General features: G+C 71.0%; 25 protein-coding genes. 13 read left to right on the top strand and 12 right to left on the bottom strand.

Translation table 11 applies throughout. The features are described from left to right. Positions 1 to 94: 94 nt before the first annotated feature. On the top strand, positions 95 to 259 hold the full coding sequence (locus tag HQQ88_RS13995) for a hypothetical protein (protein WP_159573348.1): 165 nt from the start codon (positions 95 to 97) through the stop codon (positions 257 to 259). 87 nt (positions 260 to 346) lie between these two features. Here HQQ88_RS13995 and HQQ88_RS13990 read toward each other — a convergent pair whose 3' ends face one another. The 3 genes from HQQ88_RS13990 to HQQ88_RS13980 form a co-directional block, all read right to left on the bottom strand. Next, positions 347 to 520 (bottom strand): antitoxin, encoded by a 174-nt coding sequence (locus HQQ88_RS13990; protein ID WP_173169781.1) that lies wholly within the window; start codon positions 518 to 520, stop codon positions 347 to 349. 106 nt (positions 521 to 626) lie between these two features. Next, positions 627 to 1,508, bottom strand: a complete 882-nt coding sequence (locus HQQ88_RS13985) for a L,D-transpeptidase (protein WP_173169780.1) — start codon at positions 1,506 to 1,508, stop codon at positions 627 to 629. Between the two features lie 76 nt (positions 1,509 to 1,584). Further along, complete coding sequence (locus HQQ88_RS13980; RefSeq protein ID WP_173169779.1) at positions 1,585 to 2,952, bottom strand: hypothetical protein; 1,368 nt, start codon at positions 2,950 to 2,952, stop codon at positions 1,585 to 1,587. A gap of 382 nt (positions 2,953 to 3,334) precedes the next feature. Here HQQ88_RS13980 and HQQ88_RS13975 point away from each other — a divergent pair, with 382 nt between their 5' ends. The 5 genes from HQQ88_RS13975 to HQQ88_RS13955 all read left to right on the top strand — a co-directional run bounded on the left by HQQ88_RS13975 (position 3,335) and on the right by HQQ88_RS13955 (position 8,397). Then, positions 3,335 to 4,630: an adenylosuccinate synthase gene (locus HQQ88_RS13975; RefSeq protein ID WP_111086193.1), complete on the top strand. Its 1,296-nt coding sequence runs from the start codon at positions 3,335 to 3,337 to the stop codon at positions 4,628 to 4,630. 2 nt (positions 4,631 to 4,632) lie between these two features. Then, the gene (locus tag HQQ88_RS13970) at positions 4,633 to 5,193 is read left to right on the top strand and encodes a low molecular weight phosphatase family protein (protein ID WP_173169778.1); all 561 of its coding nucleotides are present in this window, start codon (positions 4,633 to 4,635) and stop codon (positions 5,191 to 5,193) included. Positions 5,194 to 5,433: 240 nt separating this feature from the next. Then, on the top strand, positions 5,434 to 6,408 hold the full coding sequence (locus HQQ88_RS13965; protein ID WP_173169777.1) for a CPBP family intramembrane glutamic endopeptidase: 975 nt from the start codon (positions 5,434 to 5,436) through the stop codon (positions 6,406 to 6,408). Then, a complete protein-coding gene (locus HQQ88_RS13960; protein ID WP_173169776.1) occupies positions 6,395 to 7,732 on the top strand; it encodes a sensor histidine kinase in 1,338 nt (445 codons plus the stop codon). The genes HQQ88_RS13965 and HQQ88_RS13960 overlap by 14 nt, the downstream gene beginning before the upstream one ends. Further along, a complete protein-coding gene (locus tag HQQ88_RS13955; protein WP_123293595.1) occupies positions 7,729 to 8,397 on the top strand; it encodes a response regulator transcription factor in 669 nt (222 codons plus the stop codon). The genes HQQ88_RS13960 and HQQ88_RS13955 overlap by 4 nt, the downstream gene beginning before the upstream one ends. Before the next feature lie 9 nt (positions 8,398 to 8,406). Here the strand turns inward: HQQ88_RS13955 and HQQ88_RS13950 are convergent, their stop codons facing one another. Continuing rightward, positions 8,407 to 9,633: an MFS transporter gene (locus tag HQQ88_RS13950; protein WP_173169775.1), complete on the bottom strand. Its 1,227-nt coding sequence runs from the start codon at positions 9,631 to 9,633 to the stop codon at positions 8,407 to 8,409. A gap of 54 nt (positions 9,634 to 9,687) precedes the next feature. On the opposite strand from HQQ88_RS13950, the gene HQQ88_RS13945 reads away from it, so the two are divergent. Continuing rightward, entirely contained in the window at positions 9,688 to 10,536 is an 849-nt protein-coding gene (locus HQQ88_RS13945; RefSeq protein WP_173169774.1) for a helix-turn-helix domain-containing protein, read from the top strand. Here HQQ88_RS13945 and HQQ88_RS13940 read toward each other — a convergent pair. Then, positions 10,449 to 10,922: a hypothetical protein gene (locus HQQ88_RS13940; RefSeq protein ID WP_173169773.1), complete on the bottom strand. Its 474-nt coding sequence runs from the start codon at positions 10,920 to 10,922 to the stop codon at positions 10,449 to 10,451. The two genes, HQQ88_RS13945 and HQQ88_RS13940, sit on opposite strands and share 88 nt — an antisense overlap. Before the next feature lie 124 nt (positions 10,923 to 11,046). On the opposite strand from HQQ88_RS13940, the gene HQQ88_RS13935 reads away from it, so the two are divergent. The 3 genes from HQQ88_RS13935 (at position 11,047) to HQQ88_RS13925 (ending at position 12,871) form a co-directional block, all read left to right on the top strand. Beyond that, on the top strand, positions 11,047 to 11,670 hold the full coding sequence (locus HQQ88_RS13935) for a TetR/AcrR family transcriptional regulator (protein ID WP_123340091.1): 624 nt from the start codon (positions 11,047 to 11,049) through the stop codon (positions 11,668 to 11,670). 238 nt (positions 11,671 to 11,908) lie between these two features. Continuing rightward, positions 11,909 to 12,370 (top strand): GNAT family N-acetyltransferase, encoded by a 462-nt coding sequence (locus tag HQQ88_RS13930; RefSeq protein ID WP_173169772.1) that lies wholly within the window; start codon positions 11,909 to 11,911, stop codon positions 12,368 to 12,370. A gap of 57 nt (positions 12,371 to 12,427) precedes the next feature. Further along, positions 12,428 to 12,871, top strand: a complete 444-nt coding sequence (locus tag HQQ88_RS13925; protein ID WP_173169771.1) for a hypothetical protein — start codon at positions 12,428 to 12,430, stop codon at positions 12,869 to 12,871. Between the two features lie 5 nt (positions 12,872 to 12,876). Here the strand turns inward: HQQ88_RS13925 and HQQ88_RS13920 are convergent, their stop codons facing one another. Further along, the gene (locus HQQ88_RS13920; protein WP_173169770.1) at positions 12,877 to 14,175 is read right to left on the bottom strand and encodes a SpoIIE family protein phosphatase; all 1,299 of its coding nucleotides are present in this window, start codon (positions 14,173 to 14,175) and stop codon (positions 12,877 to 12,879) included. Positions 14,176 to 14,221: 46 nt separating this feature from the next. After that, positions 14,222 to 14,944: a type II CAAX endopeptidase family protein gene (locus tag HQQ88_RS13915; RefSeq protein ID WP_173169769.1), complete on the bottom strand. Its 723-nt coding sequence runs from the start codon at positions 14,942 to 14,944 to the stop codon at positions 14,222 to 14,224. Positions 14,945 to 15,101: 157 nt separating this feature from the next. Between HQQ88_RS13915 and HQQ88_RS13910 the strand changes: the two genes are divergently transcribed. From HQQ88_RS13910 to HQQ88_RS13900, 3 genes are read left to right on the top strand one after another with little or no spacing between them, the layout of a single operon-like run. After that, a complete protein-coding gene (locus tag HQQ88_RS13910) occupies positions 15,102 to 16,538 on the top strand; it encodes a polysaccharide biosynthesis tyrosine autokinase (protein WP_173169768.1) in 1,437 nt (478 codons plus the stop codon). Positions 16,539 to 16,551: 13 nt separating this feature from the next. After that, positions 16,552 to 17,505, top strand: a complete 954-nt coding sequence (locus HQQ88_RS13905) for a hypothetical protein (protein WP_173169767.1) — start codon at positions 16,552 to 16,554, stop codon at positions 17,503 to 17,505. Next, complete coding sequence (locus HQQ88_RS13900; RefSeq protein ID WP_367917023.1) at positions 17,502 to 18,977, top strand: sugar transferase; 1,476 nt, start codon at positions 17,502 to 17,504, stop codon at positions 18,975 to 18,977. The genes HQQ88_RS13905 and HQQ88_RS13900 overlap by 4 nt, the downstream gene beginning before the upstream one ends. Before the next feature lie 8 nt (positions 18,978 to 18,985). On the opposite strand, the gene HQQ88_RS13895 is transcribed toward HQQ88_RS13900, so the two are convergent. From HQQ88_RS13895 to HQQ88_RS13875, 5 genes are all read right to left on the bottom strand, one after another. Continuing rightward, positions 18,986 to 19,516, bottom strand: coding sequence for an SGNH/GDSL hydrolase family protein (locus HQQ88_RS13895; protein ID WP_367917030.1), 531 nt, complete (start codon positions 19,514 to 19,516; stop codon positions 18,986 to 18,988). A gap of 165 nt (positions 19,517 to 19,681) precedes the next feature. Beyond that, positions 19,682 to 20,956: a hypothetical protein gene (locus tag HQQ88_RS13890; protein WP_173169764.1), complete on the bottom strand. Its 1,275-nt coding sequence runs from the start codon at positions 20,954 to 20,956 to the stop codon at positions 19,682 to 19,684. 35 nt (positions 20,957 to 20,991) lie between these two features. Further along, the gene (locus tag HQQ88_RS19935; RefSeq protein WP_173169763.1) at positions 20,992 to 21,507 is read right to left on the bottom strand and encodes a DapH/DapD/GlmU-related protein; all 516 of its coding nucleotides are present in this window, start codon (positions 21,505 to 21,507) and stop codon (positions 20,992 to 20,994) included. After that, entirely contained in the window at positions 21,504 to 22,736 is a 1,233-nt protein-coding gene (locus HQQ88_RS13880; protein ID WP_173169762.1) for a hypothetical protein, read from the bottom strand. Before HQQ88_RS13880 ends, HQQ88_RS19935 begins: the two co-directional genes overlap by 4 nt. Positions 22,737 to 22,738: 2 nt before the next feature. Continuing rightward, positions 22,739 to 23,881: a glycosyltransferase gene (locus HQQ88_RS13875; RefSeq protein ID WP_173169761.1), complete on the bottom strand. Its 1,143-nt coding sequence runs from the start codon at positions 23,879 to 23,881 to the stop codon at positions 22,739 to 22,741. Positions 23,882 to 23,924: the final 43 nt, after the last annotated feature.

Genomic DNA, 23,924 nt, shown 5'->3' with positions numbered 1-23,924 from the left:
ACGAAGCGGATCGGGGCCGGGGGCGGGGACCCCGTGAACGCGGAATCGGGACAGGTAGTTAGACAAACTAGTTATTGGGTGCCAGGGTTGCAGCATGCAGAACACGCTGAGCCAGCTCCGGGCCAACCCGACCGAGTGGCGCCGCCGGGGCCTCACCCCGCCCGACGTCGTCCAGGCGATGATCGAGCAGCGTCTCGCCGAGCCCGGCTACTCGCAGCCCGTCGGCGACCCGTCGTACCAGGACTTCTTCCGCGCCTGATCGCGGAACGCACGTCACATGCGGACGGGAGGCCCGGTGCCAGCTGGCACCGGGCCTTCCGTCCGTCACCAGGGTGCGTACCGGGCGTTACTCGCCGACCTTGTCGTCAGCCGCCTGCTGGGCCTTGTCGATCTGGTCGCCGTGGCCGCCGCCGGTCGCCTTGTCGGCCGCGTCGCCTGCCTTGTCGAGGTCGGCGTCGGACGCCTGCTCGCCCTTGTCGCTGTTCGCGAAGTCCTTGGCCTTGTCACCGAGGTCACTCATGTCGTGCTCCTTCCGATGGTGGATCTGACGGGTCCGACGGTGCTCCGGACTCACCGAGCGTCCACGCAGCCTGTGTGGTCCGGACGAGAGGTCGCGGTACCGGTGACTACGCGACCATCTGCACGACGGTGCCGAGCGGGAGTGCGTTGATCGCATCGACGGCATCACCGTCGAGGCGGACGCACCCGTGGGACACCGCTCCGCGGGCGACGGATTCGTAGTGCACGCCGATGAGCCCGCCGTCGTCACCGCCGAACGGCTCGTCCGCCGCTGCGGAGTGCAGCGTCGTCAGGTTGATCTGGTGCACCGTCTGGTCCTGGGCGGGATCCAGGTACCTCGCCTGGATGTAGCCGACGACACCGGTCGGGGTCGGAGTGTCCCCGGCACCGACGCCGGCCGGGAACTCGTGCACGACCTTGCCGCTCGCAGCGACGATCGACACGGTCTGGTCGCCGACGGAGATGACGACGTGGTCGTCGAGCGCGCCGCCCTGGTGCAGCAGGCCGCGGCGCATCCAGCCGGCGGTCTGGGCTGGAGCGCCGCCCGGTGCAGCTGACGGCAGTGCCTGTCGGCTCGGGGTCATGACGAGGGCCCAGTCGCCCTGGAACCGCAGCGGGACGACGACGGTGGGGTCGCCGAGGAAGTTCTCGGCTGTGAGTCTCGCGACCGGCTCGGTGCGGTCGTCGCCGTAGAGCGGCGCGTCGCGCTGGATCGTGTACGCGTGTCCTGCGGCCTCCGGGACGTCAGGGTCGTACGAGGGCAGGAGCCCGCCGATGACCGCGTCGTACTGGGCCTCGGGGAGTGCTGCGACCGTCTTCGTCGACGGTGCGCGGTAGGGCTCGGCGGACGCCGTCGGGGCCGCCGTGGCGGTACCCGTGCTGCTCGCAGCGGTCGGGGCGGGATCAGCGTGGCAGGACGCCAGGCCGAGCGAGAGCAGCACTCCGGCGGCGACGGCGAGGACGAGGCGAGCTGAGCGAGTTGCGTGCATGTGCGGATTCCGGGTCGGGACGGCGAACGGGGACGCGACGATCCGTCGCGCCCCCGCTCGGTGGATGGTTCCGGTGTCAGCCGCTGACGACCGGGAGTGCACCCACGGCCGGGGTGCGGCCGGCGGTCGGAGCGGCGCCAGCGCCGGTCTCGGTACCCGTGCCGGTGCCGGTGCCGGGGGTCGCGCCCTGGTCGCCGCCGTCGACGGGGGTGGTGCCCTCGTCGCCGCCGTCGCCGGGGGTTGTGCCCTCGTCGCCACCGTCACCGGGGGCCGCTGCCACGGCGGGCAGCGTGATCGAGAACTCGATGTTGCCCTGGCCCTGGCCGCCACCGACCTGGTTGACGCTCAGGTCCTGCTCGACAGCAGCCGAGTCCGAGAAGGTGCCCGTGGTGGACCAGTTGCCGTCGGCGTCCACGATCGTCTGCGGAGCAGCGCGGTTGCCATCGGCGTCCAGCACGTTCACGGTGTCGCCCACGGCGCCGGTCCCGGTGAAGGTCACGGTGCGCGAGTCGACGGTGTCGCCGTCGGTCGGGCTGGTCAGCGAGAAGTTGAAGTCCGCAACCGCGGCTTCGGCGCGAGCCGTGACGGTGACGGAGTCGACCGTCGACAGGTTCGCGCGCTGCTCGTTGATCGTGTAGGTGTGCTCGTCGGTGTCGGTGCCCGGGATCTCGTACGAGATCGTCCAGGTGCCGTCGTCGGCGATCGGGGTGCGGCGGACGGGGTAGCCCACGTCGAAGTTCACCGTGTTGCCGACGGCGCCGGTACCGGAGACCGTCAGCGTGCGGCCGGAGACCGACTGCGACGTGACGGCGAAGGGCAGGACGGCTACTTCGGCGCGAGCCGTGACGGTGACGGAGTCGACCGTCGACAGGTTCGCGCGCTGCTCGTTGATCGTGTAGGTGTGCTCGTCGGTGTCGGTGCCCGGGATCTCGTACGAGATCGTCCAGGTGCCGTCGTCCTTGATGGCGGTGCGCTGCACCGGGAAGCCCACGTCGAAGTTGACGGTGTTGCCGACGGCGCCGGTGCCCGAGACGGTCAGCGTTCGGCCGGAGACCGACTGCGACGTGACGGCGAAGGGCTTGTCCGTGGCCTCGGGGGCGGCGGTGACCGTCACCGAACCGTCCTGGTTCAGGCCCTTGAGCTGCTCGAACGTGTAGGTCTGCGTCGTCGTGTCCGTACCGGGGATCGTGTACGAGATCGTCCAGGTGCCGCTCGCCGGGATCTCCTGGCGGGTGTTGCGGAAGTCCTCGTCGAGCTGGATGTTCTCACCAGGGGTGCCGGTGCCGGTCACCGTCAGCACGCGGCCGGAGACCGACTGGCTGGTGATGGACAGGTCGGCGGGGTCGGCCATCGCAGGGGAGGCGGCGAAGGTGACGCCACCGACGACGATCGCGGCGCACGCCGGGAGAGCGAGCGCCTTCTTGCTCCAGAGAGCCTTGTTCATCGTTGAACTCTTCTTTCCGTGCTGCATGAGGGCACGACTGTTCTGATGCATCCGGGCGCGCTGCAGCGTCCGGTGGTGCTCACGCGAATCTCGCGCTGGCTGAACGGAGTGGGTTGGACTCCGACGTGACGCCGACAGGGAAACCGACGTCGCGGTGCACGATACGTCGCGCTTCCCGAGATGTTCCGGCCTGGAACTATTTGTCCCCCCTTGTGGGGACGTTCGGTGCGCACCGACGCGTAATGAGGACAATTCACCGACGCGGCGACGGTGCGGGCGACCGTGTCCGATGGGTGGCGCGCGAGTGACCAGCCGATAGACTCGGGTGGACCACCGGCCCGCCTGGTCGCGTGAGGTCCTCCGCCAACGTGAGGAGAACCAGATGCCCGCAGCAGTCATCATCGGAGCCCAGTGGGGCGACGAGGGCAAGGGGAAGGCCACCGACCTCCTCGGCTCCCGCATCGACTACGTCGTGAAGTTCAACGGCGGCAACAACGCCGGCCACACCGTCGTCGTCGGCGGCGAGAAGTACGCGCTGCACCTGCTGCCCTCCGGCATCCTCACGCCCGGCGTCACGCCGATCATCGGCAACGGCGTCGTCGTCGACCTCGAGGTGCTGTTCCAGGAGCTCGACGCGCTGAAGGCCCGCGGCGTCGACACCTCGAAGCTGCTCGTGTCGGCGAACGCCCACCTCATCACGCACTACCACCGCACCATCGACAAGGTGACGGAGCGGTTCCTCGGCAAGCGCCAGATCGGCACCACCGGTCGCGGCATCGGTCCGTCCTACGCCGACAAGATCAACCGCGTCGGCATCCGCGTCCAGGACATCTTCGACGAGAACATCCTGCGCCAGAAGGTCGAAGCGGCCCTCGACCAGAAGAACCACCTGCTCGTCAAGGTCTTCAACCGCCGCGCGATCGACGCCGAAGAAGTGGTCGAGTCGCTGCTGTCCTACGCCGAGCGACTGCGCCCGATGGTCGCGGACACCGCCCTCGAGATCCACCGGGCACTGGAGCGCGGCGACACCGTCCTGTTCGAGGCCGGTCAGGCGACCATGCTCGACGTCGACCACGGCACCTACCCGTTCGTGACGTCGTCGTCGGCGACCGCCGGTGGCGCAGCGACCGGTTCCGGCATCGGCCCGGGCAAGCTCGAGCGCATCATCGGCATCGTCAAGGCGTACACGACCCGCGTCGGTGCCGGTCCGTTCCCGACCGAGCTGTTCGACGAGTCCGGCGAGTTCCTGCGCGCCAACGGCTTCGAGTTCGGCACCACGACGGGCCGTCCGCGCCGCTGTGGTTGGTACGACGCCCCGATCGCCCGGTACACCGCGCGCATCAACGGCGTGACCGACTTCGTGCTCACCAAGCTCGACGTGCTGACCGGGCTCGAGACGATCCCCGTCTGCGTCGCGTACGAGGTGGACGGCGTCCGCGTGGACGAGGTCCCCGTGAACCAGTCGGACTTCCACCACGCGAAGCCCGTCTACGAGGAGTTCCCCGGCTGGACCGAGGACATCACCGGTGCCCGCTCGTTCGACGACCTGCCGAAGAACGCGCAGGACTACGTGCTCGCGGTCGAGGCGATGTCCGGCGCGCGGATCTCCGCGATCGGTGTCGGTCCGGGCCGCGACGCCATCGTCGTCCGGCACGACCTGCTCGGCGCCGGCGCCTGACGATGCGGGTCCTGTTCGTCTGCAGCGGCAACATCTGTCGTTCGCCGCTCGGCGCGCAGGTCCTGACGGCGCGACTCGGCCCGGACGCTGCGGCGTTCGTGGTCGAGTCCGCCGGCACCATCGCCGACGACGGTGCCGCGATGGACGGCGCCGCCGCGGCACAGTCCGTCCGGCTCGGCGGTTACCCGTCGGGGCACGGCTCGCGGTACCTGACGGCCGCGATCGTCGAGGAGGCCGACCTGGTGCTGACGGCCGAACGGTCGCACCGCGCGGCCGTGGTGTCGCTCGCACCCCGGGCCACCAAGCGGGCGTTCACGATCAAGCAGTTCGCGCGGGTGCTCGCGGGGCTCGAGCCCGGTGACCTGGCCGACGTGCACTCGCCCGAGGCCCTGGTCGAACGGGTCGCACGCCTGCGCGGCACCGTCCCGCCGCCGATCGACCCCGCGGACGACGACGTCGACGACCCCTACCGCCGGTCCGAGGCGACCCACGCTCGGGTCGCCGACGAGATCGACGCCGCGCTCGCGCTGATCGCCGACGCCCTCCGGGCCGCGCTGCGCTGACGCCGCCGGACCGAACTCGCACGGTGCGAGCTCTGTCGTCCGGTGCGAGGTTGGTGGCTCGGTGCGGGGTTGTAGCGGCGCACGGAGCGGTCAACCTCGCACGGGCCGGCGGACACCGCACCGTGCGCCGCAGCCGCGCCACCGCCGCAGCCGCCACCGCCTGCATCCTTCGATGCAAGTCCGGCAGGTGCATCCCTGCGCCGGTCGTCCCGCGACGGCGCAGTTCCTAGCGTCGTGTGCATGACGAACACCACCGAAGTCCGGCCCTCCGCCGGCACCACTCCGCAGGAGCGTGGGGGAGCCAGCGGCGTCATCGCCCGGCACCCGCTCGTGTCCTTCTTCACCCTGGCACTCGGCCTGAGCTGGCTCGCGTGGGTGCCCTACATCCTGTCGCCGCACGGCCTGGGCGTGTGGGACCTGCACTTCCCCGAGGTCCTCGGCACGGCGCAGTTCACCGGCGTGCTGCCCGGAGCGCTGCTCGGCCCGTTGGGCGGCGCGTTCATCGTCACCGCGGTCGCCGACGGCCGTCCTGGCCTGCGTCGATGGGTCGGGCGGCTGTTCCGCTGGCGGGTCGCCTGGTACTGGTACGCCCTGGCGCTCGTCGTCGTGCCGGCCGTGATCGTCGCGTCCGCGCTGCCCTTCGCCGGCGGTGACGTGCGGGCCCCCTCGGCGCTGGCGTTCGCGGCCCTGGTGCCCGGCCTGCTCATCCAGCTGTTCTCGACCGGCCTGAGCGAGGAGCCCGGCTGGCGCGACTTCGCCCTGCCCCGGCTGCAGCACCGCTTCGGCGGGCTCGGAGCCGCTGCGATCCTCGGTCCGATCTGGGCGCTCTGGCACATGCCGCTCTACCTGAGCGACTGGGGCGGGTGGCCGAACGCACACTGGAGCGAGCCCGTGGTCTTCGCCCTGTTCACGATCACGTTCAACGTCGTGATGATCCAGGTGTTCAACAAGACCGGCGAGAGCCTGCCCCTGGCCCTGCTGCTGCACGTCGGCGTGAACAACACGATCTCGACGCTCTTCCCGGAGATGTACCCGAGCATGACCGCCGGCACGCTGATGATCGGCCTGACCATCACCTCGACCGTCGCCGCCGCGGTGCTCCTCGTCGTGACCCGCGGCCGCCTGGGCTACGACCCCGTCCGCCGTGCGCTGCCGATCGACGCCCCGGTCCCCGCCCGCACCCGCCTCGTAGGATCGCACGATGGCCTCCGCTGACCCGCGCACGCGCACGCCGCGCGACGGCGACCCGCGCACCCGTCCGCCGCGCGACGGCGACCCGCGCGCCCGCGACCGCCGCGTCGACGTGCTCGTCGCGCTCGGCACGGCCGTCGTGGCCCTCGGCCTGCTGTTCGGCCTGCCGCCGCTCGACGCCCTCGAGCCGGACGGCCCCGCCCTGGCCCTGCGGGTGCCGGCTCCGTTCACCGCCGCGTGGACCGTCCTGGCGCTCGGCCTGCTGGCCCAGTCCGCCGCCCTGCTCGCCGCCCGTCGTGCACCACGGACCGTGCTCGTCGCGGTGTCCGCGCTGCCGGTGCTGGTCGCCGCGCTCGCTCCGCAGTCGCTCGACCTGTTCGGTCTCACCGTCCTGCCGGTGGTCGTCGCCGTGGTCCTCGCCGCCCTCCGTGTCCCGCTCGCACGCCTGTGGCCGACCCTGCTGGTCGCCGGCGCGCTGGTGGCAGCCGGCAGCGCGGTCCTGTCCGGCGCACTCGGCCAGGGCGTCCTCCAGGCCGTCGGCGCCGTCGGGCTCCCGCTCCTGGTCACCCTGCTGGTGCGGTCCCGCCGCGAGGTCCGCGCCGCCCGCACCGCCGAGGCGAGCGCGGTCTTCCGTGAACAGGACGCCCTGGTCGACGCCGCGGTCTCCCGTGAACGGGCCGCCATGGCCCGCGAACTCCACGACATCGCCGCCCACCACCTGTCCGGCATCGCCCTGATGGCCGCCGTGATCGACCGGCAGATCGACAGCGACCCGGAGCGCGCGCACGAGGGTGCCCGTCAGGTGCGGGAGCAGAGCACCGCCGTCCTCGACGACCTGCGCCGCCTGGTCGGGCTGCTGCGCGAGGACGTCCCCGCCGAACGCGCGGTCGAGACGGTCGCCGGCATCGTCGACCTGGTCGAGCGTGCCCGGTTCCGCAGCGACGTGCGCCTCGAGGTGCTCGCTGGCGACCACCAGCGCGGAGCGCAGGCGCTGGCCGACGGCGTCGGCCCGCTCGCGCAGCTCGCCGCCTACCGGACGGTGCAGGAGGCGTTGGCCAACGCCGCCCTGCACGCCCCGTCCGCCCCGTGCACGGTCACCGTCGACGACCGCGACCCGACCCGGGTGGTGATCCGGGTGGAGAACGCACGGGCCGCCGCTCCGGCAGCGCTGACCTCACCGTCGGGCGGCAACGGCCTGCGGGGGATGCGCGAGCGGGCGGACCTGGTGGGGGCGAGCCTCCAGACCGGTCCCACCGCCACCGGCGGATGGCTGGTGGAGCTGGCGCTCGGACGGGAGGCACCTGCCGCACCCGCGCAGACCGCCGACGGTGACGGGGTGGTCGCGTGATCCGCGTGCTGGTGGCGGACGACCAGCCGCTGGTCCGTGCGGGGGTGTCCGCGCTCCTCGGCGCGGAGGCCGACATCGAGGTGGTCGGCGTGGCCGCCGACGGCGGCGAGGCGCTCGCGCTGGCACGCTCGTTGCGACCCGACGTGGCTTGCCTGGACATCCGGATGCCCGTGATGAACGGCATCGAGCTCGCGCGGCTGTTCTGCGCTCCCGACGCCGACCCGGCGATCCCGGTGCTGATGCTCACGACGTTCGACCTGGACGACTACGTGTTCGGTGCGCTCGAGGCCGGTGCCTCCGGGTTCCTGCTGAAGGACGCCGAGCCGGACACCATCGTCGACGCCGTGCGGCAGGTCGCCGCGGGGAACGGGACGCTCGACCAGGCCCTGACCCGGCGGGTGCTGCGCGAGTTCGTGTCGCGGCGGAGCCTGCAGCCGGTGTCGGGGGACCGGGCCGACGGGGTGCTCACCGCCCGCGAACGCGAGGTCCTGCTGCTGCTCGCGCAGGGGATGTCGAACGAGGAGATCGCGGTCGCACTCGTGCTCGAGGTCTCGACCGTGAAGTCGCACCTGGCGCGGATGCTGCCGAAGCTCGGTGTGCGGTCGCGGTTGCAGGCCGTGGTGTGGGCGTACCAGAACCGGATCGTGGCGGTCCCCGAACCGTAGGGCGCTGCGCTACCGGCGGAGCACGTGGCGGTCGCGGCTCGCAGCGGCACCGGCCACGAACTGCAGCACGAGCAGGACGAGCAGCACCACGATCGGCACGGTCCAGCCGCCGGTCGCGGTGTGCAGCAGGCCGAGTCCGAGCGGCCCGAGCCCCGCCAGCAGGTACCCGATGCCCTGCGCCATCGTCGACACGTGGGCGGTGTGCCGGGCATCGGGGGAGCGCCACACGATGTAGCTCAGCGACAGGCTGATCGCGCCGCCCTGCCCGAGGCCGAGCAGCGTCATCCACGCCCAGGCGCCCGCGGCCGGCGCGACGAGGAGTCCGGCGAACCCCGCGGCGCAGAGCACCACGACGACGAGCACCGGCAGCCAGGTCGGGCGCAGGCGTCGGGCGATCGCCGGCCCGGTGATGCCGGTCAGGATCCCCGGCAGGCTCGAGTAGGCCAGCATCAGGCCGGCAGTGTGTGCCGAGACGCCGGCGTCCTGCAGCACGGTCGGCACCCACGTCAGGAACGCGTAGTACGACAGGCTCTGCAGCCCCATGAAGCCGGTCACCGCGATCGCCACGGGGTCGCGGAGCAGCCGCGCGAAGGTCGGTTCGTCGGCGGCACCCGCGCCGGTGGCACGGGTCGGGGTGTCCGGGCGCTGCAGCGCTCGCGGCAGCCACACCACGAACGCGATCGCCGCCGGGATCGCCCAGAAGGCCAGTGCAGGGCGCCACGACCCGGCGAAGGCGGCCATCAGCGGGACGACGGCCGCCGAGGCGATCGCCGCACTGAGGAACAGCGCCGTCGAGTACAGGCCCATCATCAACCCGACCCGGTGCGCGAAGTCGCTCTTGATCGCGGCCGGCATGCAGACGTTCGCCACCGCGATCGCCGCTCCGGCCAGCACCGTGCCGCCGTAGAGGGCCCAGCCGTGCGGCTCGAGCCGGAGTGCGATGCCGATCGCCAACACCGCCATCGTCAGGCCGAGCAGCCGGTGCAGGCCGATGCGCCGACTGAGCACCGGGGTCAGGAACGCGAACGCCCCGAACGCGAACACCGGGATCGTCGTGAGCAGGCTCGCCGCCGACGGGGACAGCCCCAACGACCGCTCGATCGCCCCGAGCACCGGCCCGACCGAGGCCACACCCATCCGCAGGTTGATCGCGATGAGCAGCAGGCCCGCGCCGACGTACCAGCCGGCGAGGAGCCGCGGGCTGGTGGTCGTGACGGGGATCGAGGCGGTGGTCATGGGTCGATCCCACCACTGCTCGCCACCGGCCCGGAACACGTAGACTGCCGCACGATGTCGGATTCCAGCCAGGTGCCGGTCGACGCGCGGACCGTCGACCTGCGCACCGAGGCCGCCTTCGCCTTCGCGCACGCCGAGACCGTCCCGACGCACACGCACCCGCTCGGCCACCTGGTGCACGCCGCCTCCGGCGTGCTGTCGCTCATCACCGACGACGGCGCGTGGATCGCGCCGCCCAACCGCGTCGCGTGGGTGCCGGCCGGTGCCGAGCACCGGCACCGGGCCCACGGGGCGACCGACATGCGGGTCGTGTTCCTGTCGGCGGACGCAGCCACGGGCCTCCCGTCCGGTCCGGCGGTGCTCGCCGTCTCGGCGCTGGCCCGGGAGGCACTGCTCGCGTTGACGACGGACGCTCGCCGTTCCGAGACGGCGATCGAGCACCTGCGGGCGGTCGTCGTGGACGAGCTCGCGTCCGCGCCGGAGCAGCCGCTGCACCTGCCGCAGCCGCGGGATCCGCGGCTGCGGCAGGTGGTGCGCGAGGTCGAACGGGACCTGACCCGGCCGCGCGGACTCGGCGAGCTGGCGCGCGAGGTCGGCGTGGGCGAGCGGACGCTCAGCCGCCTGTTCCGGCAGGAGACCGGGATGGGGTACCGGCAGTGGCGGTTACAGCTGCGGGTGCACCGAGCGCTCGTCCTGCTGGCCGGCGGGGCCTCGGTGACCGACGTCGCGGCGGCGTGCGGATGGGCGACGACGAGTCAGTTCATCGACCAGTTCACGCCGCTCGTGGGCATGACGCCCGGGGTGTACCGGCGGCGTCAGCCGGTGGTGAGCGGGTCGGCGGCGCCGGGGACGACGAGTCGCCAGACGCTGTCGTCGTCGTCGGGGTCGTCCTTCGTCAGGTAGAGGCGGAAGCGGCCCTCGTCCGCGAGGACGTCGCCGTCGAGGTACTCGACGGGTTCGCCGCTCGTCGTGCACTTGTCCGACGTGCTGACGACCTCGATGGTGGTGCCGGGGTCGTCGCCCTTGGCGACCTTCGTGACCTCGGCGTCGTGGACGTCGTAGACGCCGCCGATCTCGACCGTGCGGTCGGTCGTGGTGACCCGGGCGTCGACGACCAGGTCGGCGGCGTCCAGGCGCTCGGCCGCCGTCAGGGGGACGTAGTCGATGCAGGAGCTCACGGAGGTCCCCGGCCCGATCCCCTGGATCCGGCCGTCGTCGCCGCACCCCGTCAGCACGCCGCTCGCGAGCACGGCCACCACCACGACCGGCACGATCCGTCCCCAACCCATGGGATGAGTATCGCTCGCAGGTTGCTCCGTCGGGAGCACCGTGACCGGATCGTGCTGGTCCGATAAGCGAACAGGACCCGTTCGGGGGCTTTGGCGGGACGCGTGTGCCTGGTGTGGTGAATGCATGCACATCGAAACGCCGGATCCGGCGTCGCTCCGCTCGACGGTCGTCGAGGGGATGATCCGCGCGCTCCGGGCCCGCCCGCTGCACGAGGTGACCCCGGCCGTCGTCGCGGCCGAGGCCGGAGAGTCGGTCGACGTCGTCGACCAGACGTTCCCGAGCTGGGACGGCCTGCTCCTGGCGACGATCGACCGCTGGAACGACCAGCGCACCACGCCGCTCATGCCGCTCGCCGAACAGCACGGCACCGTGCCGTTCCTGCGTGCGATCGTCACCGCCAACATCGCCGACCCGTCGCTCATGCGGTTCCTCACCGCCAGCCTGAACATCGCCGCCTCGCCGGAGCACCCGCTGGCGCCGATGCTGCACTCCCGCTGGCGGCGCTTCCACGCCTTCGTGCAGCACTCCCTCGAGCGGGACATCCTGCTCGGCCGGGAGCCGCGGACCATGGAGCCCGCACGTGGTTCCGAGCAGCTGCTCGCGACCTACGAGGGGCTGCAGCTGCAGTCGATGGTGCGGCCGGAGATGGACCTGCTGGAGTCCTTCGACCGGGCCGTGACCCGCCTGCGCGAAGGATGGTCGCGGACCTACGTCGCGCCCGTCTGGGACCTCGACCTGGTGAGCTGACCCGGACCCCCGTGGGCTGACCCAGGCCTCGTGGGCTGACCCAGACCCACCACAGACCACGGACGCTAGGGCGTCCGAGGGCAGACGCCAGCCGTCTGCATGCGAGACCGCTCGATTCGGGTTCGAGCGGAAGCGCACCCACCGTGCCGCCGCTCGATTCGGGTTCGAGCGGCGGCACGCACACCGATCACCCACGTGGCACCGCGACGACGCCGTGCCGGCGAGGAACGAACAGCACATGCAGCACCTGACGATCTCGGTCGCGGCCGAGTCCTTCGACCTCGAGGACGCCGTCCGGCTGCGCGCCGCGGCGCGGATCGAGGTCGACCGGATCTACGGGCGGTCCGCCGACACCGGACGGCCGCTCACCGGGGCGACCGCCGCCGTGCACGTCATCGCCCGCGACCCCTCGGGCCTGGCGCTCGGGACCGGGTCGCTCAGCGCCGCGGGGGACGGGGTCTTCGAGATCCGCCGGCTGTTCGTCCGACCGGACTCCCGCGGGCAGGGCGTCGGCGACCTGCTCGTGCTCGAACTGCTCGCGCAGGCCGAAGAGCTGCAGGCACCGGCGGTCGTGGCGGAGATGGGAGTGCTGCAGCCCCACGCGGCCGCACTGCTCGTCCGGAACGGGTTCGTGCGGATCCAGCCGTTCGGGCCGTACCGCGAGGACCCCGAGTCGGTCTGCTTCTCGCGGGCGCTCTGAGGGGCGGCCGCTGGGCGCTGCGGCCACGCAGCTGCGCGGCTGGGCTACGGTCGAGGCATGGGGAACGACGACGTGGCCGGGCAGCAGCGGCGGGACCGGAACCGGTGGTGGCTCTGGTGCGTCGGCGGGTTCGTGCTGTCGCTCGGGCTGCTGCTCCTGCTGGGGCAGTGGTTCCCGGTGAGCGCCGGGGTCCTCGTCGGCTGGTTCGTGCTCGCGACCTCGGCCTGGTCACTGCCGACTGGCCGTCCGCGCCTGGGCAGCCCCGTCGCCACGTTCGTGCTGTCGACGATCACGGTCATCGGGGTGGGCTTGCTGGTCGGTGCCATCGTGCCGAACCGGGGCGACGGTGACCTTCGCATCGAGGGGATCGTCCTCGGGGCCGTGCTCACCGCGGTCGGTGTGACGTGGGGGATCGTCGTGGCGAAGCGGTTCTCGCGGCGGCAGGTCGATGCCGAGATCGAGCGGTTCCGGCGCGAGCAGGCGTCACCGACCGACGACTGACCTCGTCACGTGCGCTCCTGACGCGCCGGTTGCGCGGGCAGTGCGGAGGCCCCGATCGCCACCGGTGCTCGTCGGATCGCGATCACGGTCACGTCGTCGTCGTGCGCGACCTCGTCCGCCCGCGCGGACAGCGCCGCCACCAGCGCCGTGGGCTCGGAGCCGTAGGCCCGTGCGAGATCGGCCACGGCGTCGACGGTGTCCTCGCGCCCGCCGAACAGGTCGAGCACGCCGTCACTGAACGAGATGAGCAGGTCGCCGGTGTCGAGGAACCCCTCGGTCGTCGCCCACTCGTCGCGGAGCCCCATCCCGAGCGGGAGGTCGCTCGACCGGAGCCGATCGACGGCGCCGTCCGACCGGAGCACCAGGCTCAACCCGTGGCCGGCGTCCGCCCAACGGAAGGTCCCGTCGGTGGAGATGCGCGCGTGGAACAGCGTGGTGAAGGTCACGTCGGTCGCGCTGCCCTCGGCGGCGAGTCCGTCGGCCGCCCGCAGGAGCGCCTCGGACGGGTCGTCGACGGTGCGGGCACTGCGGACCGTGGCCCGCACGGCCGCTGCGATGAGCCCCGCCCCCACGCCCTTGCCCATCACGTCACCGAGGCTGACGGCGATCCCGGTGTTCGTCTCGTACCAGTCGAAGAAGTCGCCACCGACCGACTTCGCCGGCAAGCAGGCGCCCGCCACCGCGACGTCAACGCCCAGGTGGTCGGTCGACGTCGGCAGCAGCGACCGCTGGACGGCGGCGGCCCGCTCGATCTCCGCGCGCACGCGTTCCTCGCCCAGCCGGGCAGCGCGCACGTTGCGCCGCGCTCGCCGTGAGAGCTCCTGCACGACTGCCGCGACCGTCCCGAACACGATCACGGTGACGCCGAGACGGACCAGCTCGCTCGCACCGGGCACGTTCGTCGGCGTCAGGAAGTAGGGCGCCATGATCACGAGCGTCACGCCCAGCGCCGCGTACACGACGGTCAGGCGCCCTCGCAGGGACCCGCACCAGACGACCGGCAGGACGGTGAGCGAGGTGAAGACGGAAGCACTTGCGCCCGTGCTGGTCCGGAACAGCGCGATCGCCACGAAGTCGAGCACCAGCAACGCCGGCACGAGCCCGACGGAGTGCGGCAACGCCAGTGCCACCGCAGCCACGACCGTCGCGACGCCGGTGACCGCGAGGCTCGCGACGAACAGGCCGTCGTCCGTCACCTGGAGCGACGGCACCGTGATGCTCAGGACGGCTCCGAGCGCCAACAGCGCACTCAGGGGAGCCTGCCGGGCGAGGGGGCTCTCGAGGATGCTGGTTGGGCGAGACATTCGAGAAGGACGTTACCGGTCGGGGCGGCTCATCGTGCGGTCGGTGTCAGCGCGGCCAGGTGAGGACGACCGCCACGGTGTTGAACAGGACGTGCGCCAGGATCGCCCCGCCGATGCGTCCGGTCATGGCGACGAGCGTCCCCGTCAGCAGACCGAGCACGAACGTCGTCACGAAGACCTCGAAGCCCGCGACCGACGACGTGGTCGTGCTGATCGCCAGGTGCATCAGCGCGAACGCGAACGCGGTCACCAACACCGCGAGGAACCGCGTGCGTGGCGTCAGCTCGGCCGACAGCCGACGCTGCATGACACCCCGGAACACGATCTCCTCGAGCACCGGACTGACCAGGCACACCCCGATCGCCGAGACCACGAGCAGCAGCACGTCCGGGGTGCCGAGGGTCGGCTGCGGCGTCAGCCCGGTCGCGCCGAAGAACGCGACGGACAGCACGGCGTCGAGCCCGCGGCACACGACGACGATGCCGATCGCCGCGACGACGTCGGCCCACCCGAGTCCGAGCCGCCGCACGAGGACGGCCGGGCTGGACTTCCGGAGTACCCACCCGACACCGAGCACGAGCGGCACCCACACGGCCAGGTCCGCAGCGAGCACCTGCGTGATCGGCGCAGGCAGACCCCCAGTCCGGGCGACGCCACCGACGATGCGGGACAGCAGCACGGCGACCAGGAGCGCGATTACGATGACCTGCAGGTCCCGCACCGCCGAGGAGGGGCGGGCGGCGGTCGGCGCGTCCGGTTCGGGCTGCATGCCGCCACCGTACGGGACGCAGAACGAGACTCGACGTCGCACGACCCCGAGCGCGTCTCATCGGTGTGGCAGTATTTCCCTGCCGAACGCTGGGACGATCCTGGCCGACCTGTGACGGGACTTGCAGGACGCGGCGACATTCGGGGAAGGGTGCCGCGTGGAGCTACGCGACTACATCGCGGTCTTGCGCAAGGGGTGGGTCTTCATCCTGGTGCTGGCACTGGTCGGCGTCGCCGCCGCGGCGGGCTTCTCGCTGCTGAAGCAGCCGGTCTACTCCGCCTCGGCGCAGGTCTTCGTCTCGACGCAGACGAGTGGCAGCGCGAGCGACCTGGCACAGGGCAACACCTTCACGCAGCAGCGTGTGCTGACCTACTCGAACCTCGTCGAGACGCCGATCGTGCTCCTGCCGGTGATCTCCAGCCTGAAGCTCGACATGACGTCCGACCAGCTCGCGGAGCTCGTCACTTCGGACGCGCCGCTCAACACGACGCTCATCTCCATCACCGTGAACGACACGAGCGCCAAGCAGGCCGCCGACATCGCCAACGCGACGTCCGAGAGTCTGACGAACGTCGTGCAGAACATCGAGGCCACCGACGCCGACGGTACGAGCACGGTCAAGCTCACCCGAGTCAAGGAAGCCCAGGTGCCGAGCGCACCGGTCAGCCCGAACGTGCCGGTCAACGTCGTGCTGGGTCTGCTCGTCGGCCTCGCGCTCGGCGTCGGCGTCGCGGTCCTGCGCTCGACGCTCGACAACCGTGTCCGCACCGAGTCGGACGTCGAGAAGATCAGCGAGAAGCCGGTCGTCGGCGGGATCGCCTACGACAGCAAGGCCTCGGAGCGCCCGCTCATCGTGCAGGTCGACCCGCGCAGCCCGCGCGCCGAGTCGTTCCGCACGCTCCGCACCAACTTGCAGTTCCTCGACCTCGGCACCGGTTCGCGCACCTTCGTGATGACGTCGTCGGTCGAGTCCGAGGGCAAGAGCACCACCGTCGCGAACCTCGCCATCGCGCTCGACAGCGCCGGGTTCCGCGTGATCCTGATCGACGCCGACCTGCGCCGCCCGAAGATCGCGACGTACATGGACCTCGAGGGCGGCGCCGGGCTCACCGACGTGCTCATCGGACGCGCCACGATCGAGGACGTCGCGGTGCCGTGGGGCCGCGGCAACCTCGTCGTGCTCCCGGCCGGGCCGATCCCGCCGAACCCGTCCGAGCTGCTCGGTTCCCGCGCGATGCAGGACCTGATCGCCGGCCTGGAGCAGCAGTTCGACTACGTCCTGTTCGACGCCCCGCCCCTGCTGCCCGTCACGGACGCCGCGATCCTGTCGAAGAAGGCCTCCGGCGCGATCGTCGCCGTCGCCTCCGGCCGCACCCACAAGGGCCAGCTCGCCGGCGCGGTCAGTGCGCTCGAGAACGTCGGTGCCCCGATCGCCGGCTTCGTCATGACGATGATGCCGACCAAGGGACCGGGTGCCTACGGCTACGGCCGCTACGGCTACGCGTACGGCTACGGCCTGCAGGACGAGGACACCCCCATGCCGAAGCCCCCGAAGCGCGGCCGTGTCGCAGCCACCCGCGGAGCCGCTCGATGACGGCGGTCCGCACGTGAGTCCGCGCCGAGGGTCCCGCACCCTCGGCAGCGTCTTCTCGCGCCGCACGCTCGTCTGGGTCGCCGTCATCGTCGTCGTCCTGGTGGTCGTCGACGTGGTGCTCGTCGCACTCGCACTGGCACGCACGGCGCCTTCGTCGAACGGTTCCCCGGGTCCGGTGCCGACCTTCTCGAGTTCTCCCCGGTCGCCGGGCACCGGCACCGCCGAGCCGTCCGGCGCCGCCACGGCGGATCCCGCAGGCATGGTCGCGCCCGGCCGCCGTCTGCTGTCCGCAGTCGACGGTCAGGAGGCATGGCGCGCCTCCAGTGGGGTGTGTGACGGAACCGACGGGGTCCTGGAACACACCGTGGACGGCGGAACGACGTGGACTCCCGTCGGTCTCGGGGCCGGAGCAGGCGCCGTGCTGGCGCTCCGCGCCGGCACGGACAGCGTCGCGGTCGTCATCGGCACGGGCGACGACTGCGAACCGACGGTCCGGACGTCCGTCGACGACGGTCGGTCCTGGAAAGACGGCGCCGCCAGCGCAGCCGGAGCCGGCGTCGGACCCGACGGGCTGATCCTGTCGACGGGCACCGTCGACTCTCCGTGTGCGGACCCCATCGAGGCCTACGAGGGCGAGTTCACCACCGCGGTCGTCTGCGCCGATGAGGTGCAGTGGCGCTCCGGCGACGGAGACTGGGTCGGTGTGCCGCTCGTCGGCGCTCGATCGCTGGCGGACGACGGTGACTCGTACCTCGTCGCGCGCGTCGGTGCTGCCGCGTGCGCCGGTGCGGAGATCCGGTCCCTGCCCGCCGTCGGTGTGACCCCGGCGACGAAGTCCACCGTCGTCGGGTGCGCGGCTGAGGCTGACCCGGACGGGGCGCTCGCCGTCGCACGGGCTGGGAACGCCGTGTGGCTGTGGTCCGGGAGTGATGCGCTGGTGTCGACGGACGACGGGGTCACGTGGTGAGCGACGCGCAGGGCACCTCTGCGCCGTCCCGCGCCGCGCAGTCGTCGACTGCTGACTGGAGCCGGGCCTACGGGCGCCGCGTGCTCTTCACCGACCTGCTCGTCCTGATCTGGGTGGTGTTCGGGGTGCAGATCGCCTGGCTCGGATTCGACTCGAACCTGGCGACGAACGCGAACGACCTCCGCCTCAACTACACGGGGATCTCGATCATCGTGATCCTGCTCTGGCTCGGCGCTCTGGCCGTGTTCGACACACGCGGTGCTCGTGTGCTCGGGGTCGGCAGCACCGAGTACCGGCTCGTGGCTGACTCGAGCGTCCGCGTGTTCGGGATCCTCGCCATCGCGGCGTTCCTATTCCACATCGAGCTCGCCCGCGGGTACGTCCTCATCGCGTTCCCCGTCGGGATCCTGTTCCTGCTGCTCTCGCGATGGATGTGGCGACAGTGGTTGGTCGCGCAACGTCGGTCCGGGCGCTACTCCGCCAAGGTCCTGCTGGTCGGTTCCCCGGCGAGCGTGCAGCACATCGCCCAGGAGCTCGCCCGCACGCCCGAGGCCGGCTACCGAGTTCTGGGTGCCACGGTGTCGGGCGGACACGTCGGTGCTCTTCCCGGATCCGGCGTGCAGAGTTACGGCGGCTTCGACGACATCCTTGTGGCGCTCGAGCAGAGCGGCGCTGACACCGTCGTCATCACGAGCGCCGACGACCTGCCCCCGGAACGGGTCCGCGAACTCAGCTGGTCCCTGGAACCCGGCAAGCAGCACCTCGTCGTTGCCCCGAGCCTGACTGACATCGGTGGCCCGCGCATCCACACGCGGCCGGTGCAGGGGCTGCCCCTGATCCACGTCGAGACGCCGACGTACGAGGGCCGGAAGCTGTGGACGAAGCGCGCGTTCGACATCGTCGGGTCGCTGCTGCTCATCGTCTTGTTGTCGCCGGTCCTGGCGCTCCTCGCGATCACCGTCCGGGTCAGTTCGGCGGGCCCGGTGCTCTTCCTGCAGGAGCGTGTCGGACTCAACGGCCGACCGTTCCGCATGGTCAAGTTCCGGTCCATGGCGATCGATGCGGAAGACCGGCTCCAAGAGCTCAGCAACCTCGATCGCGCTGCGGGCAATGACGTGTTGTTCAAGATGCGCGATGACCCGCGAGTGACACCGGTCGGACGATTCATGCGGCGATTCAGCCTCGATGAACTGACGCAGCTGTTCAACGTCTTGTCAGGCAGCATGTCGCTCGTCGGACCGCGGCCTCCCTTGCAGCGGGAGGTGGAGCGCTACGAGGCGCGGGTGCACCGCCGCTTCCTCGTGAAGCCGGGTGTCACGGGGCTCTGGCAGGTGAGCGGCCGATCTGATCTCGGCTGGGAGGACTCCGTGCGCCTCGACCTCTACTACGTGGAGAACTGGTCACTCGTCGGCGACGTCATCATCCTCTGGCGCACTGCGCGTGCTGTGATGAGTTCCGCAGGCGCGTACTGACCGCGTCTTCAGCCCGCGATCGCTGCGCTCAACCGTCTGGCGAACTCTGCGTGGCCCTCGGCGGACGGGTGTTTGTCGTCTGGGCCGAGGTCGATGTCCCATCGCAGGGCCGAGACGTAGCGCACGTTAGCGGAGCCGGCGGCTTTCTCGAGCCACGCATCGACCTTCGCTTCGCCCGTCACCGCGGGGACGGCCACCGGTCCGACCATGACGACATCGAAAGCGCCGAGCCCGCGGAGCACCGAGCGCACTGCGGTCTGTTCGTCATCGGCAGATGCTCCGGTGTCGTTCAACCCACCTTCGATGATCACGAGGTCGGGCTTCGTCTCGGCAACCCGATCAACCCTCGACCCGAACGTGTTGTCTCCGCAGAACCCAGGGTTCGTGAACCCGGTGCCGCCCTCGGCGAGGACCGTCACCGTCGCGTCCGTTTCGGCCGCGAAGCCGTTGACCCACGCGTCGGTGCGGTCGGCCAAGGTGTCACCAGCGGCGTAGGAGTCGCCGATGACGGCGATCCGGAGCGGGCCGGAACCGATCACGTCCACGGTGCCGGCTGACCTTCCGTCCGCGCGGACCGACGCGCACGCCTGGTGAGTGACGTACGACGCATGGAGCTTCTGTGCTCCGGCAACCAGCCCTGCAACTGCGACCACGGCACTTCCGATGACGATCGTTCGTCGGTTGGAGCGCTTCACCCTCGGATTCTAGGAGGCGGCCAGTCGACTGCGCCGAACCCTGTCCGTCTCCCGCGCAGGGAGGACGCCGCTGACACCCGGATGCGGTTCTCGGCGGAGGACGTAGGCAGCGAGCGCCAGTGCGACGATGAGTCGATCCACGTTTCCCATCGGGCTGAACAGCAGGTCCCAGGCCCCGGCCAAGCACCCGAAGGTCGCGAGGACGCCTCCCGTGCGAGTGAGTCCGATCGCCGAGGGGAGTGCGAAGAGCAGGTACGCGCCGATGATGGCGACCACCACGATTCCCCCGACCCCGAAGTGGTACCAGAGGTCGGCAGTCATCGAGTGGAGGTCGACCCGGCTCCCGAACACGTCGACGAGGAAGTAGTCGGAGGTGTAGTCACCGCCGACCGCTTGGACCCGCGCGATCGCCTCTCGCGCGATGCCACCGTTCGTGACCTCACCGATCCCGAAGCCCCACGGTTGAACCGAGAACAGGTGGAGCGTGGCTGCCCACTCGGTCCGAGCCGCTTCGACCCACGAACGGCCTGCGATGAACTGGTGCTGCGTCCGCAGCGCGATAGCTGCTCCGAGCAGACCGGACTGCATCGCGACGATCGCCAAGCGGGCAGCGATCAGCGCCGCGGCGATGATGGCGACGCTCCAGCGGACCGGGTGCTGAGCGAATCGTGCACGGGTCTTCGGGCCGATGAACGTCGCTGCCATTGCCAGCAGGGCGATCAGGGTCATGAAGCGCGCGTCGCCCACCGCGCTGAGGGCCGCTGAGACGACCAGGATCGTGCGAGCCAGGAGCAGCGAGTGTCCCCATGCGAGCGCGAGCGCGAGCATCGTGGCGAAGATGCCGATGCTCCCCTTCCATGCCAGAGGCTCGTTGACGAGCGCACTCACCAGTCCGCCCGCGAGCACCAGCGTCAGTGCGGTCCGCGTGCTCACGCCGGTGCTGGCCCAGATCACGAGCGCCAGGGTGACGGGGATCGAGTAGATCCACGCGATGAGGGTGGCCTGGACGAACAGATCGCCTGGCGAGCCGGAAGTCACGGGAGTGTAGGCACCGGTGATCAGACCACTCGCTGCGGCCACGGTGGCTGCGGCGAACAGGACCGCGACGATGCGCTCGTTCAACAGTGTGCGCGCGACGACCGGCGCGAGGACAAGCCCGAGCAGGAGACCTGGGGCGGGGAACAACGACAAGCCGGGGATCTTCACGACTGCAACGAAGAGCACCAGGTACTGCAAGGAGCGTTGCAGCGTGGACGCACCGCTCGACTCGATGGCCTTGTTCATTTCCTGCTGACCCCCAGTCGTGCGTCCACTATGCCTCAGCTCGACCGGATCGGCCGTGCGGGCACACCCGCCACAGTCTGCATGGGCTCCACCGAGCTCGTCACGACGGCACCTGCGGCGACGACGGCTCCGCGGCCGATCGTGACGCCGGGCAGGATCGTAGCTCCTGCACCGATCCACGCGCCGTCCTCGATCATGATCGGTGCAGCGGTCTCGACACCGGCTCGTTGGTCGGGGGTTCCGATCTCGTGCGAACCGGTCACGAAGAGGCACCGCATTCCGATGCGGACTCTCCGGCCGATCGTGATCGGTGCCGAGCCGTCGAAGAAGCAGTCGTAGTTGATGAAGGTACCTGCGCCGATCGACACATTCCGCGCGCCGAAGAAGCACCGCGCCTGCACGTAGGAGCGGTGCACGTCGAGACCGACGGCGCGGAGCAGCCGCCAGCGAGCACGGGGAACAACTGCTGCGCTGGCGATCACGGTGTTGAGGACGAGATCCCGCGCTGCTCGGCGCAGTTCACGGCGGAGGCTGGACACGAGGCCGATCATGCGTGGATCCGTTCTGCATCGGGGGTCGACTTGTTCCAGAGCCGAACGGCAACCGCCGCCGCGATGGCCTTGAGGACGGCCATGCCGACGAGGGCGATCACGAGTCCGTCGAGACCGAGCGTGAGGGTCAGGGCGAGCTGCGTCGCCAGGTCGATGCTGACGACGATCAAGCGGATCCTGTGCGGGACACTCGGGCGCGCACCGAACCGGACGACGAGCAGCGCCGTGTCGAGTACGAGGTTGCCCGCGAGTGCCGCGCCCGCGGGCACGAGGAACGCAGCGGTGTGGCTGTAGTTCTCACCCGCGACACCGGACGCCGCGACCGCCCAGCCGATGAGGCCGGAGACGATGACACCGGCGAGCCCCGCGGTGAGCCACCTCATCCCTGCGCGTCTACGAGCTGCCCCGGCGTTCTGGCCGAGATCGCTCATGTGCACGAGGAGCAGCGGTGTGAGGGCTTGGATCAGGCTGAAGACCGGGGCGAAGACGACCGAGTAGGCGAGCCGGATCCCGGTGGTCGCGGAGGGGACCGCGACGAGGTAGATGATCAGGATGCCCAGCTGTGATCCGAGCGCCGAGTAGAGCGCCTCTGCGGAGATGCGCGATGCAGTCCCGAGCAGCCCCGGGATCGGGGCAGAGTGCGGGCGCGCGCGGAGGACGGCGAGCCACGATGCTCCGCACGCCACGGCGAGGCCGGTCAACCACAAGACGAGAACGGGAACGTCGGTGCCGACCAGGAGCAAGACCACCGCGACGACGGCGAAGGCGGCGTAGGGAAGGGCGCCCACGATCGCCGCGCTGAACCGGCGCTGCAGTGTGAGCAGGTAGTGCGGGCCGTCAGCGAGGACGATCAGCCCCGCGAGCACTGTCGGCGCCAGGGAAGCGGGTGTCGAACCGCTCGCGATCCACACCGCGCTCGCCGCGGTGGCGATCAGTGCGAAGGTCACCGACGTGAGCGCAACCGCTCGACCGGACAACACCTGGTCGACGGGCAGGCCCGCGCGCGAGCCTGCCACGATCCGACCGTCCATCGCGAACGACCGAGCGCAGGCCGCAGCGATCACGCCGATCGCCGTCACGACGGTGAGCGCGGCGAAATCCCGCGTGCCGAGGGACGCGCTCGCGGTGATGGTGAAGAGGAAGAAAGCGGCCGACCACGAACCCTGGTCGACGAGCCGGAGGACGACGGGGTGCTGCGGGAGTGCCCGGATCCGTGCGAGCGTCGTCATCGTCAGGACGTCCGATCGAGGGCTTCACGAAGGAGGCCCCGTTCGGCTTCGAGCAGCCGGTCCGTCGTCCAGACGGTGCTCGGACGGCGAGGAAGGGACGCAGCACGCAGGACGGCATCGGCGATCGTCCCGATCGAGCGGGGTGCCGACCGGGGGACGGCCACGCCCGAGGCGTCGGCGTAGTCGAGGACGGCCGCGGCGCCGGTTCCGGCGAAGGCCACGACGGGCAGGCCGACCGATGTGGCTTCGCCGACGACGCCGGAGCCGCCCTCACGCGCGGACAGGTGCACGAGCACATCCGCTGCGTGCATTTCACGGACGACGTCGTCGCGGGGGATCTGGCCGAGGAACTCGACACGGGACTCGACTCCGAGGCGACGAGCGAGGTCCGGAAGCTCGTTCGTCTGGCCGGGGGCCGGCTTGCCGGCGATTCGGAGGCTGGCCGTCGAGAGCTCCGGCGTCGCCAGGGCCGCGATGCTCAGCTCGACGCGCTTGAGCGGAACCAGGTTCCCCACCGACAGGATTCGGATGCCGTCGCGATGGCCATCGCCAAGGGCAGCGTTGTCCGGCTCGGTGGTGAGCGGGCGGGTGTTGGGGAACACGCGCGCTGCTGCTCCCACCGACCGCAGCCGGTCGGCCAGAGCCGAAGACGTGACGAGCGTGAGTCCGACACGACGGCCCGTGCGACTGGCGGCGATCGCGCTCAGGACGTCGCGCAGCCGCTGCACGAGGTACCGGCTGCGCCAGTCCGTCGGCCGTGGTTCGTACAGGTAGGCGTCGGCGCGACCTGTCGAGCCGACGGGACCCCAGACGGTGTGGGCTCGTCGGCGGAGCCAGGTGATCGGGGCCGGGAGGAGCTCGCTGGCAAACGTGACGTGCCGCGCGAGGACGATCCGATCGACGTCCACGACCCCGCGAACGGCGGTGGGAGTCCGCCATCCCCACACGATGTGTTCGATACGCGTCAGCCGGTGGTGGCGGAGGGGCCGGGACCACAGCGGCTCCGGAGGGCTGATCAGCTGCAGTCGTGCGATGTCGACGCCATCGGCGCGCAACCGATCGGCGGTCGCGATCCGGGAGCGCTCGTTCATCACCGCGACGACGTCCAGATCTCGCTCCTCGGCAATCTGGAGCCAGGTCGTCACGTACTCCCACCCGATCGTCGGTTCGCTGGGGAGCCGCGGATCG

The sequence above is a fragment of the Curtobacterium sp. VKM Ac-2861 genome (assembly GCF_013204965.1).
Lineage (GTDB): Bacteria > Actinomycetota > Actinomycetes > Actinomycetales > Microbacteriaceae > Curtobacterium.
Note: the sequence above shows the minus strand (reverse complement) of the source record. Positions and strands in the feature narration are given on the sequence as shown.